Genomic DNA, 14,722 nt, shown 5'->3' with positions numbered 1-14,722 from the left:
CGGCGCGGGACATGCCAACCTCCGGGGCGCATGCTCCGTCGCCTGTCCCTGCTCGCCGGCCTGTTCGGCACCGCGCTGCTGATTGTCGTCATCGCGGTCGCGGTCTCCACGCACGACGCCAACGAGGCCGCCAAGCCGCCGGCGCCCGCCGTGGCGCGCGACGTCACCAAGATCCTGCGCGGCATCCCGCAGGACGGCCTGATGCTCGGCAACCCCAAGGCGCCGGTCCTGCTCGTGGAGTTCGCCGACCTGCAGTGCCCGTTCTGCAAGGAGTTCGCGGCGACGTCGTGGTCGGACATCGTCGAGCGCTACGTGAAGACCGGCAAGGTCCGGATGGAGCTGCGGCTGATCAACGTCCTCGGCGACGACTCGGTCAAGGCCAACAAGGCGGTCATGGCCGCCGCGCTGCAGGACCACATGTGGGACGCGTCGATGCGCTTCTACGACGTCCAGGGTCAGGAGCAAACCGGCTACGTGACCGACCAGTTCCTGCGCGGCGTCCTGGGCGGGGTCCGCGGCCTGGATCTCGCCCGCGCGATGAAGGACCGCAACTCCGCCGAGGTCCGCGAGGCGCTTGCCGCCGTCCACTCGCTGCAGTCCCGTTACGCCGTCAACTCCACCCCGACGGTCATGATCGGCTCGGACTTCAACGACCTCGAGCTGGTCTCCGCGGGCGTGCCGTCGGAGGAGCAGCTGGCGCAGGCGATCAACAAGTTCCTGCTGCGGACGGTCTGAAGGTCTGAGACGGCCCGCCCGCCCTGGCGCGGGTGGTACGTAGGGTGCTACCCTACGTGACGCTTGTTGAAGAAGACCTCCATCTACCTCGATGAGGAGCTCGACGCGGCGCTCGCCCGTCGGGCCGCCGAGGAGGGCATCACCAAGGCGGAGTTCATCCGCCGGACGCTCGCCGCGGCGGTCCAGCGACCCACGCGGCCCCGGCCCAAGGCGGTCGGCTTCGAGGACCGCCGGAGGGCGGAGCGATGACGGTCGTCGTCTCGGCGGACTTCGTCCTCGCCGTCGTGCGCGCCGGGCACCCGCGTCATCACGACGCGGTCGCCCTGGTCGAGACGCTTGACGAGGACCTGGTCACCTCGCCGCTGGTCCTGGCCGAGATCGACGACGCGGTCGCCGAGCAGGTCGGCACCAGCGCGCAACAGGCGGTCTGGAGCGACTTCGACCGTGGCGCGTACTCGGTCCGATGGTGGGCCGACGCGCTGAAGGAGACGCTGGTCATCGCCCGCCACCACGGCGTCAGCCTCTCCATCGCTTCCCTGGTCGCGGTGGCCGGACGCGTGAACACGAGCCGCGTCGCGACCTTCGACGAGCAGTTCCACCGGATATTGACGACCCCCGACGGGGAGCCTTTTGTCGTGCTTCCCGACGATCCCCGCTGAAAGGACCGCCTGATGGCCTCCTCCGAACACCCCAACTCTTTCGACGCCCGCGCGACCCTGAAGGTCGGTGACCGCGAGCTGGAGATCTTCCGCCTCGACGCGCTGCAGTCGAAGTTCGACGTCGCCCGGCTGCCGTTCAGCCTCAAGATCCTGCTCGAGAACCTGCTGCGCACCGAGGGCAACGGCGCGGTCGACGCGGCGGACATCGAGGCGCTCGCGACGTGGGATGCCAAGGCGGAGCCGAGCAAGGAGATTGCCTTCACGCCCGCGCGCGTCGTGATGCAGGACTTCACCGGCGTGCCGGCCGTCGTCGACCTCGCCGCGATGCGCGACGCGATGGCCGACCTCGGCGGCGACCCCGCGAAGATCGAGCCGCTGGTGCCGGCCGAGCTGGTCATCGACCACTCGGTGCAGGTCGACGAGTTCGGCACGCGCACCGCGTTCGCGTTCAACGCCGAGCGCGAGTTCGAGCGCAACCGTGAGCGCTACGAGTTCCTGAAGTGGGGCCAGGACGCGTTTGAGACCTTCAAGGTGGTCCCGCCAGACACCGGCATCGTCCACCAGGTCAACTTGGAGTACTTGGCCCGCACGGTCTTCGTCAACGACAAGACCGGCCAGGCCTACCCGGACACCTTGGTCGGGACCGACTCGCACACGACGATGATCAACGGCCTCGGCGTGCTGGGCTGGGGCGTCGGCGGCATCGAGGCCGAGGCCGCGATGCTCGGCCAGCCGATGTCGATGCTGATCCCGCAGGTCATCGGCTTCAAGCTCAACGGCGAGCTGCCCGAGGGCGCGACCGCGACCGACCTCGTGCTGACGGTCACCGAGATCCTGCGCAAGAAGGGCGTCGTCGGCAAGTTCGTGGAGTTCTTCGGCCCTGGCGTCACCGCGCTGCCGCTGGCCGACCGCGCGACGCTCGGCAACATGTCGCCGGAGTTCGGCTCGACCTGCGCGATCTTCCCGATCGACGCCGAGACGTTGCGCTACATGTTGTTCTCCGGTCGCCCGAAGGAGCAGGTCGACCTGGTCGAGGCCTACGCCAAGGCGCAGGGCCTCTGGCACGACGAGAACGCCGAGGAGCCGACGTTCACCGATGTGGTGGAGTTGGACCTGAGCACCGTCGAGCCGTCGCTGGCCGGCCCCAAGCGCCCGCAGGACCGCATCGCGCTGTCCGGCGCCAAGGAGGGCTTCCGCGCGTCGCTGGCCGAGCTGATCGGCGACGATGACGCTGACCACGGCCACGGGCACGGCCACGACGAGGCGGTCGCCGAGTCGTTCCCCGCGTCTGACCCGCCGGCCGACAGCGCGCCGGGCAGCGCGCCCGATCCGCACGAGGACGCGGCGCCCGCGGGCGCCAAGGCCGGCGGTGCCGCGGTCGCGCAGCGCTCCAAGTCGGCGGTTGAGACGACGCTTGACGGCGAGACGTTCGCCGTCGACCACGGCCACGTTGTGATCGCCGCGATCACGTCCTGCACCAACACCTCCAACCCGTCGGTCATGCTCGCCGCCGGCCTGCTGGCGCGCAACGCGGTGGCCAAGGGCCTCAAGCGCGCGCCGTGGGTCAAGACGTCGCTGGCCCCGGGCTCGAAGGTCGTCACGGAGTACTACGAGCGCGCCGGCCTCACCGAGGACCTCGAGGCGCTCGGCTTCAACTTGGTGGGCTACGGCTGCACCACGTGCATCGGCAACTCCGGCCCGCTGCCGGAGGAGATCTCCGCGGCGGTGCAGGAGGGTGACCTGGCGGTGACGAGCGTCCTGTCGGGCAACCGCAACTTCGAGGGCCGCATCAACCCCGACGTCAAGATGAACTACTTGGCGTCGCCCCCGTTGGTGGTGGCCTACGCGATCGCCGGGACCATGGACATCAACCTGACCGAGGACCCGCTCGGCCGGGACGCCGACGGCAACGACGTCTTCCTGAAGGACATCTGGCCCTCCACCAAGGAGGTCGCCCAGACCGTCGAGGAGGCCGTGCAGTCCGACATGTTCCGCGCCTCCTACGGCCAGGTCTACGACGGCGACGAGAACTGGCGCGGCCTCGAGGTCCCGACCGGCGACCGCTACGCCTGGAGCGATGACTCCACCTACATCGCCAAGGCCCCGTACTTCGAGGGCATGGAGCCCGAGCCCTCGCCGGTCACCGACATCGAGAACGCACGCGTCCTGGCCAAGTTGGGGGACTCGGTCACGACCGACCACATCTCGCCCGCGGGTGCGATCAAGAAGGACGGCCCCGCCGGCGCCTACCTCCAGGGTCGCGGCGTCGAGGTCAAGGACTTCAACTCCTACGGGTCGCGTCGCGGCAACCACGAGGTGATGATCCGCGGCACGTTCGCCAACATCCGCCTGCGCAACCAGCTCGCGCCGGGCACCGAGGGCGGCGTCACGCGGCATCTGCCGGACGGTGAGCAGACCTCGATCTTCGAGGCGAGCGAGCAGTACATCGCCGACGGCATCCCGCTGGTGGTCCTCGGCGGCGCCGAGTACGGCTCCGGCTCGTCGCGCGACTGGGCGGCCAAGGGCACCAACTTGCTCGGCGTCCGCGCTGTGATCGCGGTGTCCTTCGAGCGCATCCACCGCTCCAACCTGGTGGGCATGGGCGTGCTGCCGCTGCAGTTCCCCGACGGCGAGACCGCCGAGTCGCTCGGCCTCACCGGCGAGGAGGAGTTCACGATCACCGGCCTGGCCGAGCCGCTCAACAACGGCGAGCTGCCGCGCGAGGTCCAGGTCAAGGCCGGCGACGTCGAGTTCGCCGCGCGCGTCCGGATCGACACGCCCAAGGAGGCGGACTACTTCCGCCACGGCGGGATCCTGCGCTACGTGCTGCGCCAGCTCGCCGCCGACGCGGCGTAGACCTACAAAGATCTAGGCGACCGCCGCTTCCGAGGTACCAGCCCCGGGGCGGCGGCCCGCCAAACGGATCGCGTCGAACAGCGCGTCGACGTCGACCGACTTGTCGACGATCCCCGCGGCACCGGCCGCCTGCGCCGCGGTCTCCAGTTGCCGCGACGGGTCGGCCGTGTAGAGCAGGACCGACGGCGGCTCACGCTCGGCGCGCAGCTGGCGGCACAGCTCGACGCCGTCCTCGTCGCCGAGGCGGTGGTCGAGCACGACGACGTCCGGGCGGTGGCGGTTCCACAGCCGCCACATCGCCTCGCCGTCCTCGGCGCCGCCCACGCAGCGGAAGCCCGGCTCGGCCCGCAGGACGGCCTCGAGTCCAGCTCGCAAGACGGGGTGGTCGTCGACGACAAGAACGCGGATCATGGTGCTGCCGGGTCGGACTCTGACCGGCGCGGGTCGGCCTGTCGATACGGGCTTCCCCCTATAAAGACGGGGCTGCCCACCGAGACGTTACGCCGGATCAGGCGGCTTCGCGCCGGATCGGCGCGTGCGTGCCCAGCCAGGACCGCAACTGGTCGGCCGCCATGGCCCTGAGCGTCGAGGCGGAGCTGCTCGCGTGCGCCGCTGCTGAACGCTGGTCGCGCGCGCGGTAGCCTCCGCGCCGTGCCTCTCCCCGATGTCCTGCGCTCCCTGCTGACCGCGACCGGCCCGTCCGGCTACGAGACCGCGCCCGCCAAGGCGTTTGCCGACGCGTGCGCGCCGTTCGCCGCGGTCGAGACCGACACGATGGGGTCGGTGACCGCGCGCGTCGCCGGCACCGGCGGGGGCAAGAGCGTCGCGATCGTCGGGCACATCGACGAGATCGGCCTGATCGTCACGCACATCGACGACAAGGGCTACCTCAACTTCATCGGCGTCGGCGGCTGGGATCCCGTGATCCTGGTCGGCCAGCGCGTCGAGGTCTCCACGCGCGCCGGCGTCATCCCGGGCGTGGTCGGCAAGAAGCCGATCCACCTGCTCAAGGACGACGAGCGCAAGCGCGCGGCCGAGATCAAGGACCTGCACATCGACATCGGCGCCAAGGACGGCGACGAGGCCAAGGCGCTGGTGCGGATCGGCGACGTCGCGGTGATCTCCGGCGATCCGGTCGAGCTGCCCAACGACCGGATCGCGGCGCGCGCGCTGGACAACCGCCTCGGCTGCTTCGTGGCTTACGAGGCCGCGCGGCTGGTCGCCGAGGCTGGCGGCGCGCCGGGCGACGTGATCGCGACCGCGGTCGTCCAGGAGGAGATCACCTTCGCGGGCGCGCGCACGTTCGCGCACGCGGTGCGGCCGGACGTGGCGATCGTCGTCGACGTGACGCACGCGACCGACGCGCCCGGGATCGATGAGAAGGAGAACGGCTCGCACCCGATGGGCTCCGGCCCGGTGATCGAGCGCGGGTCGACGATCCACCCGGTCGTCAGCGAGAAGCTGATCGAGACCGCCGACGCCGAGGGCATCGCCTACACCTTGAGCGCGAGCGCGCGCTTCACGGGCACCGACGCGGACGCGATCCACATCTCGCGCAACGGCATCCCGAGCGGGCTGGTGTCGCTGCCGCTGCGCTACATGCACTCGCCGGTCGAGCTGATCCAGCTCGACGACGTGCTCAACGCGGCGAAGCTGATCGCGGCGTTCGCGCAGGGGCTGGCAGCGGACACGTCGTTCGCGCGGTAGGGCGGCGGCGCGCCGCGCGGGCGCGGTGGCTTATGCCGCCGCGCTGAGCCCGCGCGAGGCAGCCAACGCGCGCAGCCCGCGGGAGACGCGGGCGCGGACGACATCCTGGCTGACGCCGAGCTCGGCGGCGAGGTCGTCGTACTCGCGCTCGGCGACAATCCGCTGCACGACCGCGTAGGCCTGCTGCGGCTGCAGCCCGGCCATCGCGCGCTGCATGCGGCGGCGCAGCTCGGGCAGGCCGGCGAGCTCCTCGATCCGCTCCAGGTCCGCGTGGGGGACCGACGGCGGGTCGAGCCCGACCTGCTCCAGCGCGCGCCGCTCGGCGACGCCGCGGCGCCAGAAGTGCGAGAGCTGGCTGCGGGCGATCGCGAACAGCCAGGCCTCGGCCTCGGCGTCGGTGCGGCCGCGGAACTGGCGACGGCGCTGCAGCGCCACCGCGAACGTCTCCCCGGTGAGGTCGAGCGCGACCTCGGCGTTCAGGGTCCGGCGCGTGAAGAAGACAACTACGCGCTGCACGTTGGCCACGTAGAAGTCGCGGAAAGCCTCGGTGTCGTCCGCGCTGCGGCCGAGCGCACTGCCCAAGGCAGGACGCCAGGGCGGCCGCTCCCTGACCGAACTCGTCCCCGTTTTCATCCTTGAACCCACCCTCGCAGAAATCGCGGCCGCCGACAACGCTCGGCGGGACCTTTTTGAAAAGGCAATGCTGAGCATAACTGGATGGACGCGCCGCGGCGACGGGACGTGGTCTACTTCCGCTTGCCGATGCTGCTGCTTTTCGACATCGACGGCACGCTGATGATCAAGGCCTCGCGCGAGCACGCGGAGTCCTTGTACGTCGCGTTGCGCAAGATCCACGGGCTGGCCGAGATCCCGGTCGGGAAGGTCGAGGCCGCGGGCCGCACCGACGACGCGATCGCGCGCTCGATCCTGACGCTGGCCGGCGTCTCGGCCGAGCGCATCGACGCCCGCGCCCGCGACGTCCAGATGCTCACCTGCGAGGAGTACGCCCGGCGCTGCCCGGACGATCTGAGCGAGCGCGTCGCGCCCGGCGTCCCCGAGGTGCTGGAGAAGCTCGCCGCGCGCGACGACGTCGAGCTGGCACTGGTGACCGGCAACTACGAGTGCGTCGCCCGCCGCAAGCTCGACGCTGCCGGCATCGGCACGTTCTTCGCCCGCGGCACCGGCGGCTACGGGTCCGATTCGGAGGACCGCTCCGACCTCCCCGCGATCGCCCGCGCCCGCCACGGCGACTACGACGCAGCCAACACCGTCGTCATCGGCGACACACCTCGCGACATCGCCTGCGCCCGCGCCGACGGCGTCCACGTCATCGCCATCTCCACCGGCCCCTTCCGCGCCACCGACCTTCACGGCGCGGACGTCGTCATCGACATGGCGCGGGAGATCCCGGTCGCGCTGACACGCATCCCGGGGCTGTCCTAGCCCGGGACGACGAACCCGGTCTTGATCCAGTCGCGGTAGGCGTTGAAGAAGATCGGGACGACGCGCGATGTGATCCCTGCTGCTTCGTGAACCTGGACAGCGGTCGCCTGCGCGTACTCGTGGACGAGCAGGCGCCGGAGCTCGCGGAGCCGCTGGATGTCGGCTGTCCGCTCGCCGGAGAGAACCTTTACGCGACGGAGATGGTCGAAGTCGCGGCGGGCATTGAGGGCGGCGTCGCGCGCGCGTAGGGTGGCCAGCTCAAGGCCGAAGGAGGCCAGGTCGGCCATGTAGTTATAGAGCTGATCAACGCCGCGCTCGACGGCCATCACCAGGTTCAGGGCGTCGGGGTCATCGGAGTTGTAGGCGTTGACGAAGGCGTCCTGGTCGAAGTCCTCGCCGAAGCGCGCCATGGCGGTACGCAGCGCGGTGAGGCGTCGGCGCACGTCCGTCAGGCGGTCGTGAATCTTCTGCTTGAGGATTCGCGCGCGCTCAGGGTCGGTCGCCTCTAGCGGCGTGGCCGGCGTCACGTCAGGTCAGCTCGGGGAGATCGGCGAGTGGGTCGGCGGCCGGAGCGTTGCGCCACTCGGCCGTCTCGGCGAGCAGCGTCGCCCAGCGGCGATCGCGGTCGACCAGGACGCGGCCATGAGTGAGCACGTCGGTCATCAGCGCTGGCGCACCTCGAGCATCGGCAAAACGGACGAGTTGAACGTCGCGGTCGAGGCGCTCCGAGAGGCGCGCGGAGACCTCGGCCACCTGCCCTGGTGTGGCGTTGCCCATCTCGACGGCGACGTCAATGTCGGAGCCGGGATGGTCGTCGCCACGGGCGACCGAGCCGAAAAGCACGGCGAGACGTACGCTCGGCTCGGTGCGGAGCGTCGCGCGCAGCTCCCGGAGCACGGGCCAGTGGCGGCGGAGGTAGTCCTCTTCGCGAAGGGTCGTTCGATAGCGGCGCTCGCTCACGCGCTCGCCGCGGATCAGACCCTCGACGGCCGCGCGGCGTAGCGTGCGTTCCGGCACGTCGAGGGTGAGGGCGAGTTGACGCAGCGACTCCATCAGCTTGTATGGCCGATAGTAGCGGCTCGTGTGGCCGATAATCGGCGCTTGTATGGCCGATCGCCGAGGCGGACTACGGCAGCGTCCAGAAGCCGTCGAAGCCCACCGGCTGCTCGACGGCGACGCGGCCGAGGCGTTCGCGGGCGTCTTCGAAGGTGATGTCCATGACGACGGCGACCTCGATGGAGGCGAGGGGTGTGCCGGTCCATTCGAGGACCTCTTCGACGGTCTCGGGCGCGGGGCGGCGGGTGAGGCCGGGGACGAGGTTGGCGGTGATGACGTCGTAGACGGCGAAGGGCTGGAAGCCGGGGATGGCGATGCGGACGCCGTCGGCGCGGCGTTCGATCTCGTAGGAGGGACAGGTGTAGCGGCGGCCGCCGGACCAGTTGGCGAGCTTGGCGTCCAAAACCCGGGCGGCGGGCATGGGCTGGCGGGCGGCGGCCATGTCCTCGTCGAGCGCGGCCTGCGTCGCGGGGTCCTCGACCCAGCGGTGCAGTTGCTCGGGGTCGATGCCGGCGTCGCGCGCGGCGCCGTCGATCGTCTCGGGCGCGTCGAGCAGCTCGCCGGACATCGTCCGCACGCGCAGCCGGCGCAACAGCCGGCGGGTCTGATCGGAGCTTGCGTTCAGCCGGGCCGCGACGGCCGCGCGGCAGGCCGGCACCGAGGCCGCCATCCGCTCGCGCACGCGCGTGTCGATCGGCATCTTGTGCTCGTGCGAGATCTTCTTGTAGGCGTTGCTCAGCATCTCCGGCGTGAACGGCGACGAGCCGGTGCCGTCGGAGAGCCCGACCAGCTTGACCTCCCACTCGACCTGCTCGCCGTAGAGCCAGTTCAACCGCCGCCGAAACGGCTCGGCGCTGAACGCCCACGGGCAGGCGGGATCGGTGTACTCGGTGATCAGGACGTCGGCGGGCATGCATCGAAGGTAGCCACCCGGGTAGCCCTTGAAGCATGGCCAGGAACCAAAAGCAGGAAGACCTGATCGACCGGCTTCACGCTGATGGCATCCGCAAGCGGGTCGCGACGACGATCGCGGGCGCGCGCGGCGGTCCGAAGAAGGGCGAGAAGCAGGCCCGTCAGCTGCTGGAGCAGCTCGAGGACGCCACCGCGGCGATCCGCGATGACATCCTCGGCGGGCGCCGCAAGCGCAGCGAGGCGGCCAAGAAGGCGGCCGCGACGCGCAAGAAGAACGCGGCCAAGCGCAGCACCGCGGCCAAGAAGGGCGCCGCGACGCGCGCGAAGAGCCGTGGCGGCAAGACGAAGGCCAAGGCGAAGTCCGCGAAGTAGTCCTACTCCTACTCGCGTGCGAGGGGCGGCCTGCCGAAAGGCGCCGCCCCGTCGCCGCGCCTTCACGCGCTCAGGTGCGCGTGAGCTTCTTGTAGGAGATGCGGTGCGGGCGGTCGGCCTCGTCGCCGAGGGTCTCGTGCCGCCACGCCTCGTAGGCCTCGAAGTTGCCCTCGAACCAGGTGACCTTCGAGTCGCCCTCGAACGCCAGAACGTGGGTCGCGATGCGATCCAAGAACCAGCGATCGTGGGAGATGACCACGGCGCAGCCGGCGTAGTTGAGCAGCGCCTCTTCCAAAGCGCGCAGCGTGTCCGTGTCGAGGTCGTTGGTCGGCTCGTCCAGCAGCAGCAGGTTGCCGCCGGTGCGCAGCAGCTTGGCGAGGTGGACGCGGTTGCGCTCACCGCCGGAGAGCATCTTGATGCGCTTCTGCTGCTCGGCCTTCTTGAAGTTGAAGCCCGACGTGTAGGCGCGCGAGTTCATGACGCGCGTGCCGACCGTGATCTGCTCCAGCCCGCCGGAGATCTCCTCCCAGACCGACTTCTCGTCGTCCAGCGCGTCGCGTGACTGGTCGACGTAGGAGATCTGGACCGTGTCGCCGAGGCGCAGCGTGCCCTCGTCGGGCTGCTCGCGGCCGGCGATCATCTTGAACAACGTGGTCTTGCCCGCGCCGTTGGGGCCGATCACGCCGACGATGCCGCCGGGCGGCAGGTCGAAGTTGAGGTCCTCGATCAGCAGCTTGTCGCCGAAGCCCTTGCGCAGGCCCTCGGCCTGCACCACCACGTTGCCCAGGTGCGTCGCGACCGGGATGTGGATCTGGACGTCGTCCAGCTTGATGTTCTTCTCCTCGGCGACCAAGGCCTCGTAGTTGGAGATGCGCGCCTTCTGCTTGGTCTGGCGGCCCTTGGGGTTCTTGCGGACCCACTCCAGCTCGGCCTTGATGACCCGCTCCTTGGCGAGGTCGCGCCGCTCCTGCATCTCCAGGCGCTTCTCCTTCTGCTCCAGCCACGAGGTGTAGTTGCCCTCGTAGGGGATGCCGCGGCCGCGGTCGAGCTCCAGGATCCAGCCGGCGACGTTGTCCAGGAAGTAGCGATCGTGCGTCACCGCGACGACGGCGCCCTTGTAGTCGGCGAGGTAGCGCTCCAGCCACGAGACCGACTCGGCGTCGAGGTGGTTCGTCGGCTCGTCGAGCAGCAGCAGGTCGGGGGCGCTGAGCAGCAGGCGGCAGAGCGCGATGCGGCGGCGCTCGCCGCCGGACAGCGTGGTGACGTCGGCGTCGGGCGGCGGGCAGCGCAGCGCGTCCATCGCGTAGTCGATCGTCGTGTCGAGGTTCCAGCCGTCGGCCGCGTCGATCTTGGCCTGCAGCTCGGCGAACTCGTCGGCGACCTCGTCTGAGTAGTTCGCGGCCAGCTCGTTGAAGCGGTCGATCAGCGCCTTGGTGCCGGCGACGCCGTCCAGGACGTTGTCGCGCGCGTTCTTGGTCTCGTCGAGCTCGGGCTCCTGCTGGAGCATGCCGACCGTCGCGCCCGGGGCGAGCATCGCCTCGCCGGAGCGGAAGTCGGTGTCGATCCCGGCCATGATCTTCAGGAGGGTCGACTTGCCGGCGCCGTTGTAGCCCAGCACGCCGATCTTCGCGCCCGAGTAGAAGGCCAGCGTGACCTCGTTGAGGATCGGCTTCTCGGGCCCGTAGGCCTTCGTGAGCCGCTGCATCTGAAAGACGTACTGAGGAGCCATGAAGGCTCCAGGATAGGCGCTCTATCCCGCGGTTGACCGCACGCGCCTTCAGGTCCGCACGAAGACGGGCTCGGGCTCCAGGCGGATGCCGTACGCGCGCTGCACGCCGTCCTGGATCTCGCGCGCGAGCGCGAGCAGCTCGCGCGTGGTGCCGCCGCCGCGGTTGGTGAGCGCGAGGACGTGCTTGGACGAGATCGCGATGCCGTCGGGGTTGCCGTGGCCGCGCGCAAAGCCGGCGTGTTGGATCAGCCACGCGGCGCTGGTCTTGACGCGGCCATCGGGCTGCTCCCAGCGCGGCGCGCCCTCGGGCAGCGCGTCCGGCGCCACGAAGGGGTTGGTGAAGAACGAGCCGGCGCTCCACGTGTCGTGGTCGGCCGCGTCTAACACCATGCCCTTGCCGCGGCGGAGTCCCAGGACCGCGGCGCGGACGTCGGTCAGCGAAGGGGATGGGCCAACGGCATCGGCCAGCTCGCCGTAGCGGATCGGGCGCGGCGTGGCGTCGTCGCGCAGCGCGAACGACACGCGCAGCACCACGTAGGCGCCCGGCGACCGCTTGAACATCGAGTCGCGGTAGCCGAAGCCGCACTGCTCGGGGGTCAAATCGATCACCTCGTCGCGCGCGCGGTCCCACACGCGCACCGAGATGATGGTGTCGCTCACCTCCTGCCCGTAAGCGCCGACGTTCTGGATCGGCGTCGCGCCGACCGAGCCGGGGATCCCGCTGAGGCACTCGATCCCGGACAGGCCCTCAGCGATCGCGCGCGCGACGAGCTCATCCCACGGCTCGCCCGCCGCGACGTGCAGCACCGAGCCCTCGCGCTCGATCCCGCGCGTGCGGACCAGCACCACCGTCGGCACGCCCTCGTCGCCCACGACGACGTTGGAGCCGCCGGCGAGCAGCAACGCGCCGGGATCGTCGCGCACGGCGGCGATCAGCGCATCGTCATCGCTCGCCTCGACGAGGCGCCCCGCCGGGCCGCCGAGGCGCAGGGTGGTGAGGTCGGACAACAACAAGACGGCTAGGACCCTACGCAATGGGCCGATACCCTCGTGGGTCGTGCCGCAGGTCCTCGACATCGAACAGGCGCTGCTCCTCCTGGAGCTCGATCCGCCGTTCGAGAAGCGCGACGTCCAGCTCGCGCGGCGCAAGCAGGCCAAGATCTGGCATCCGGACCTCGCGCCGCCCGGCAAGCAGATCGAGCACGAGCGCCATCTGAAGGCCATCAACGAGGCCGCCGACCAGCTGGAGAACCTCGCGGAAGGCTCCCGCGGTGGCCGGGTCAGCAGGAACGCCGTCAAGGTCAGCGCCGCCGCCGCGCGTGCCGCCCGCGCCGAGGCTGGCCGTCGGGCCTACGAAGAGGAGCAGGCGCGCCGCGCCCACGAGACCGACGTCCGCCAGAACGACCCGTTCGGCGCGCGCGTCCCCGACCACTCGGTCGTCCACCGCTACGCGCGCTGCCTGTCCTACCCGGAGTGGGGCGTCGGCGAGGTCGCGGGCATCTACTTCACCGGCGATGGCGACGACATCCAGCAGTGGGCGCGCGTGCGCTTCCAGCCCGGCGTCCGCACGGTCCCGGCGGGCTCGCTCCAGTTCGTCGACTTCTCCAAGCCGGACCCCGGCCACGAGCGCGTGCAGCGCTTCGTCACCGCCGCCCAGCACGCGATGGCCGAGGGCGACTACGCGCTCGCCGCCCAGCGCCTGATCTACGCGCGCGACGCCGAGTCCACCAACATCTCCGTGCTGCGCCTGCTGACGCTCGCGTTCTGGCAGGCGGGCCAGCTGGCGGCGGCGGGCCGCAGCGTCCGCGACTGGATCCGCGCCGACCCGACGCGGCCTACGGCACAGCGCTACGCCGCGCGCATCTACGAGGACATGCGCGCCTACGACCTCGCCGCCGACGCCGCCCTGCGCGCCGCCCAGCTCGGCCCGAGCGACGCGGGCGCCTGGGAGCGCGTCGGCCGCTTGCGCCTGCGCCTGATGGACGCCGACGGCGCCCGCGAGGCGCTGGCGCGCGCCCGTGAGATCGGCCCGACCGTCGAAGGCCTGCTCGACCTCGCGTTGGCCTACCACTTGCTCGGCGACCTCGGCGGCGAGGTCACCGCGACCGAGCAGGCGACGCTGATCGACGGCGAGCACGCCGAGGCGTGGTCGCGCCACGCGCACGCGCTGGCCCGCACCGACCGCGTGTCCGACGCCATCGCCGCCGCCGAGCGCGCCCTGCGTCTCGCGCCGGAGAACGACGAGGTCGCCGACCTGCTGGAGCGCCTCCGCGCCGCGCAGCCCCGGGTGCTTCCGGCCGCATGAGCGCCGCCGAGCGCGTCGTCGCCTACATCCCGACCGGCGCGGGACGGGACAACCTCGGCGTCGCGTCCGGCAGCGACGGGCGCGATCGCCTCGCTGCGTCGCTGCCCGAGAACGTCGAGCTGGTCGACGCGCCGCGCGACGACGTCCGCTTCGCGGTCCCGGCCTACGGCGTCGAGATCGACATGGAGGCCTTGCCCGCGCTGGAGGTCGTCCAGCTGCTGAGCGCCGGCGTCGAGTGGTTCCTGGACCGCGTGCCGGAGGGCGTGACGCTCTGCAACGCGCGCGGCGCCCGCGACCGCGCGATGGCGGAGTGGGTCATCGCCGCGCTGCTGGCCGACCTCAAGCAGGTGCGGCCGTTCGCCGAGGCGCAGGCCGCGCGGCGCTGGAAGCGCTTGGACATCTACGACTTGAGCGACGTGCGCGTCGCGGTCCTCGGCCACGGCGCCTCCGGCCGCGATCTGGAGACGTTGTTGAAGCCCTTTGGCACCGAGGTCCGCGGCATCGCGCGGCGCGCGCGGCCGGCCGAGGGCGTGGTGGCGATGGAGGACGCGCCGGACGTGCTGGGCTGGGCGACGGCCGTCGTCAACCTGCTGCCGCTGACGCCGGACACCAAGCGCGTGGTCGACGCAACCATGTTGTCGCACATGGCCGACGGCGCGTTGTACATCAACCTCGGCCGCGGGGCGACGACCGACACCTACGCCTTGATCGAGGAGCTGCGCCGCGGCCGCCTGCGCGCGATCCTCGACGTCGTCGACCCCGAGCCGCTCCCGCCCGACCACCCGTTGTGGGACGCTCCCGGCCTGATGCTCAGCCCGCACGTCGCCGGCGACACTCCCGGCTCCGACCGCGCCGCCTGGCGCCTGGTCGCCGATCAGCTCGGCCGCTTCGCCCGCGGCGAGCCGCTGGTCAACGTCATCACCGGCGGGTACTGAGGACCACGCGGAC

General features: G+C 70.9%; 16 protein-coding genes. 9 read left to right on the top strand and 7 right to left on the bottom strand.

The window, feature by feature from the left end; genetic code table 11:
- The first annotated feature begins 30 nt into the window (after positions 1–30).
- The 4 genes from ACT01A_RS13475 to ACT01A_RS13460 all read left to right on the top strand — a co-directional run bounded on the left by ACT01A_RS13475 (position 31) and on the right by ACT01A_RS13460 (position 4,250).
- Positions 31–735: a DsbA family protein gene (locus ACT01A_RS13475; RefSeq protein WP_445152776.1), complete on the top strand. Its 705-nt coding sequence runs from the start codon at positions 31–33 to the stop codon at positions 733–735.
- 66 nt (positions 736–801) lie between these two features.
- Positions 802–984, top strand: coding sequence for a ribbon-helix-helix protein, CopG family (locus tag ACT01A_RS13470; protein ID WP_445152775.1), 183 nt, complete (start codon positions 802–804; stop codon positions 982–984).
- Entirely contained in the window at positions 981–1,394 is a 414-nt protein-coding gene (locus ACT01A_RS13465; RefSeq protein ID WP_445152774.1) for a PIN domain-containing protein, read from the top strand. The genes ACT01A_RS13470 and ACT01A_RS13465 overlap by 4 nt, the downstream gene beginning before the upstream one ends.
- 12 nt (positions 1,395–1,406) lie before the next feature.
- Positions 1,407–4,250, top strand: coding sequence for an aconitate hydratase (locus ACT01A_RS13460; protein WP_445152773.1), 2,844 nt, complete (start codon positions 1,407–1,409; stop codon positions 4,248–4,250).
- A gap of 12 nt (positions 4,251–4,262) precedes the next feature.
- On the opposite strand, the gene ACT01A_RS13455 is transcribed toward ACT01A_RS13460, so the two are convergent.
- The gene (locus ACT01A_RS13455) at positions 4,263–4,661 is read right to left on the bottom strand and encodes a response regulator (RefSeq protein ID WP_445152772.1); all 399 of its coding nucleotides are present in this window, start codon (positions 4,659–4,661) and stop codon (positions 4,263–4,265) included.
- 240 nt (positions 4,662–4,901) lie between these two features.
- Between ACT01A_RS13455 and ACT01A_RS13450 the strand changes: the two genes are divergently transcribed.
- Entirely contained in the window at positions 4,902–5,957 is a 1,056-nt protein-coding gene (locus ACT01A_RS13450; protein ID WP_445152771.1) for a M42 family metallopeptidase, read from the top strand.
- A gap of 30 nt (positions 5,958–5,987) precedes the next feature.
- Here the strand turns inward: ACT01A_RS13450 and ACT01A_RS13445 are convergent, their stop codons facing one another.
- The gene (locus tag ACT01A_RS13445; RefSeq protein ID WP_445152770.1) at positions 5,988–6,539 is read right to left on the bottom strand and encodes an RNA polymerase sigma factor; all 552 of its coding nucleotides are present in this window, start codon (positions 6,537–6,539) and stop codon (positions 5,988–5,990) included.
- A 135-nt stretch (positions 6,540–6,674) separates the two neighbouring features.
- Between ACT01A_RS13445 and ACT01A_RS13440 the strand changes: the two genes are divergently transcribed.
- Positions 6,675–7,400 (top strand): HAD family hydrolase, encoded by a 726-nt coding sequence (locus tag ACT01A_RS13440; protein WP_445152769.1) that lies wholly within the window; start codon positions 6,675–6,677, stop codon positions 7,398–7,400.
- Here the strand turns inward: ACT01A_RS13440 and ACT01A_RS13435 are convergent.
- From ACT01A_RS13435 to ACT01A_RS13425, 3 genes are all read right to left on the bottom strand, one after another.
- On the bottom strand, positions 7,397–7,927 hold the full coding sequence (locus ACT01A_RS13435; protein ID WP_445152768.1) for a hypothetical protein: 531 nt from the start codon (positions 7,925–7,927) through the stop codon (positions 7,397–7,399). The two genes, ACT01A_RS13440 and ACT01A_RS13435, sit on opposite strands and share 4 nt — an antisense overlap.
- Position 7,928: 1 nt before the next feature.
- The gene (mntA, locus tag ACT01A_RS13430) at positions 7,929–8,453 is read right to left on the bottom strand and encodes a type VII toxin-antitoxin system MntA family adenylyltransferase antitoxin (RefSeq protein ID WP_445152767.1); all 525 of its coding nucleotides are present in this window, start codon (positions 8,451–8,453) and stop codon (positions 7,929–7,931) included.
- Positions 8,454–8,526: 73 nt separating this feature from the next.
- Positions 8,527–9,369, bottom strand: a complete 843-nt coding sequence (locus tag ACT01A_RS13425) for a DsbA family protein (protein WP_445152766.1) — start codon at positions 9,367–9,369, stop codon at positions 8,527–8,529.
- Positions 9,370–9,404: 35 nt separating this feature from the next.
- Between ACT01A_RS13425 and ACT01A_RS13420 the strand changes: the two genes are divergently transcribed.
- Positions 9,405–9,740, top strand: a complete 336-nt coding sequence (locus ACT01A_RS13420) for a hypothetical protein (protein WP_445152765.1) — start codon at positions 9,405–9,407, stop codon at positions 9,738–9,740.
- Positions 9,741–9,810: 70 nt separating this feature from the next.
- Here the strand turns inward: ACT01A_RS13420 and ettA are convergent, their stop codons facing one another.
- Positions 9,811–11,469, bottom strand: a complete 1,659-nt coding sequence (gene ettA / locus ACT01A_RS13415) for an energy-dependent translational throttle protein EttA (RefSeq protein WP_445152764.1) — start codon at positions 11,467–11,469, stop codon at positions 9,811–9,813.
- A gap of 48 nt (positions 11,470–11,517) precedes the next feature.
- Positions 11,518–12,504 carry a UDP-N-acetylmuramate dehydrogenase gene (locus ACT01A_RS13410; RefSeq protein ID WP_445152763.1) on the bottom strand — a complete coding sequence of 329 codons (987 nt, stop codon included), beginning with the start codon at positions 12,502–12,504 and terminating at the stop codon, positions 11,518–11,520.
- Positions 12,505–12,526: 22 nt separating this feature from the next.
- Here ACT01A_RS13410 and ACT01A_RS13405 point away from each other — a divergent pair, with 22 nt between their 5' ends.
- Entirely contained in the window at positions 12,527–13,774 is a 1,248-nt protein-coding gene (locus tag ACT01A_RS13405; RefSeq protein WP_445152762.1) for a tetratricopeptide repeat protein, read from the top strand.
- Positions 13,771–14,709, top strand: a complete 939-nt coding sequence (locus ACT01A_RS13400) for an NAD(P)-dependent oxidoreductase (protein WP_445152761.1) — start codon at positions 13,771–13,773, stop codon at positions 14,707–14,709. Before ACT01A_RS13405 ends, ACT01A_RS13400 begins: the two co-directional genes overlap by 4 nt.
- The last annotated feature ends 13 nt before the right edge of the window (positions 14,710–14,722 follow it).

It is taken from the genome of Baekduia sp. Peel2402, assembly GCF_052567285.1.
The sequence above is the reverse complement of the archived record's forward strand: the minus strand, read 5'-3'. Positions and strand labels throughout refer to the sequence as shown.

Coding starts and splice junctions, on each gene's coding strand:
- ACT01A_RS13475 (WP_445152776.1), top strand. CDS start 31: ATGCTCCGTCGCCTGTCCCTGCTCGCCGGCCTGTTCGGCACCGCGCTG.
- ACT01A_RS13465 (WP_445152774.1), top strand. CDS start 981: ATGACGGTCGTCGTCTCGGCGGACTTCGTCCTCGCCGTCGTGCGCGCC.
- ACT01A_RS13460 (WP_445152773.1), top strand. CDS start 1,407: ATGGCCTCCTCCGAACACCCCAACTCTTTCGACGCCCGCGCGACCCTG.
- ACT01A_RS13455 (WP_445152772.1), bottom strand. CDS start 4,661: ATGATCCGCGTTCTTGTCGTCGACGACCACCCCGTCTTGCGAGCTGGA.
- ACT01A_RS13440 (WP_445152769.1), top strand. CDS start 6,675: ATGGACGCGCCGCGGCGACGGGACGTGGTCTACTTCCGCTTGCCGATG.
- mntA (WP_445152767.1), bottom strand. CDS start 8,453: ATGGAGTCGCTGCGTCAACTCGCCCTCACCCTCGACGTGCCGGAACGC.
- ACT01A_RS13425 (WP_445152766.1), bottom strand. CDS start 9,369: ATGCCCGCCGACGTCCTGATCACCGAGTACACCGATCCCGCCTGCCCG.
- ACT01A_RS13420 (WP_445152765.1), top strand. CDS start 9,405: ATGGCCAGGAACCAAAAGCAGGAAGACCTGATCGACCGGCTTCACGCT.
- ettA (WP_445152764.1), bottom strand. CDS start 11,469: ATGGCTCCTCAGTACGTCTTTCAGATGCAGCGGCTCACGAAGGCCTAC.
- ACT01A_RS13400 (WP_445152761.1), top strand. CDS start 13,771: ATGAGCGCCGCCGAGCGCGTCGTCGCCTACATCCCGACCGGCGCGGGA.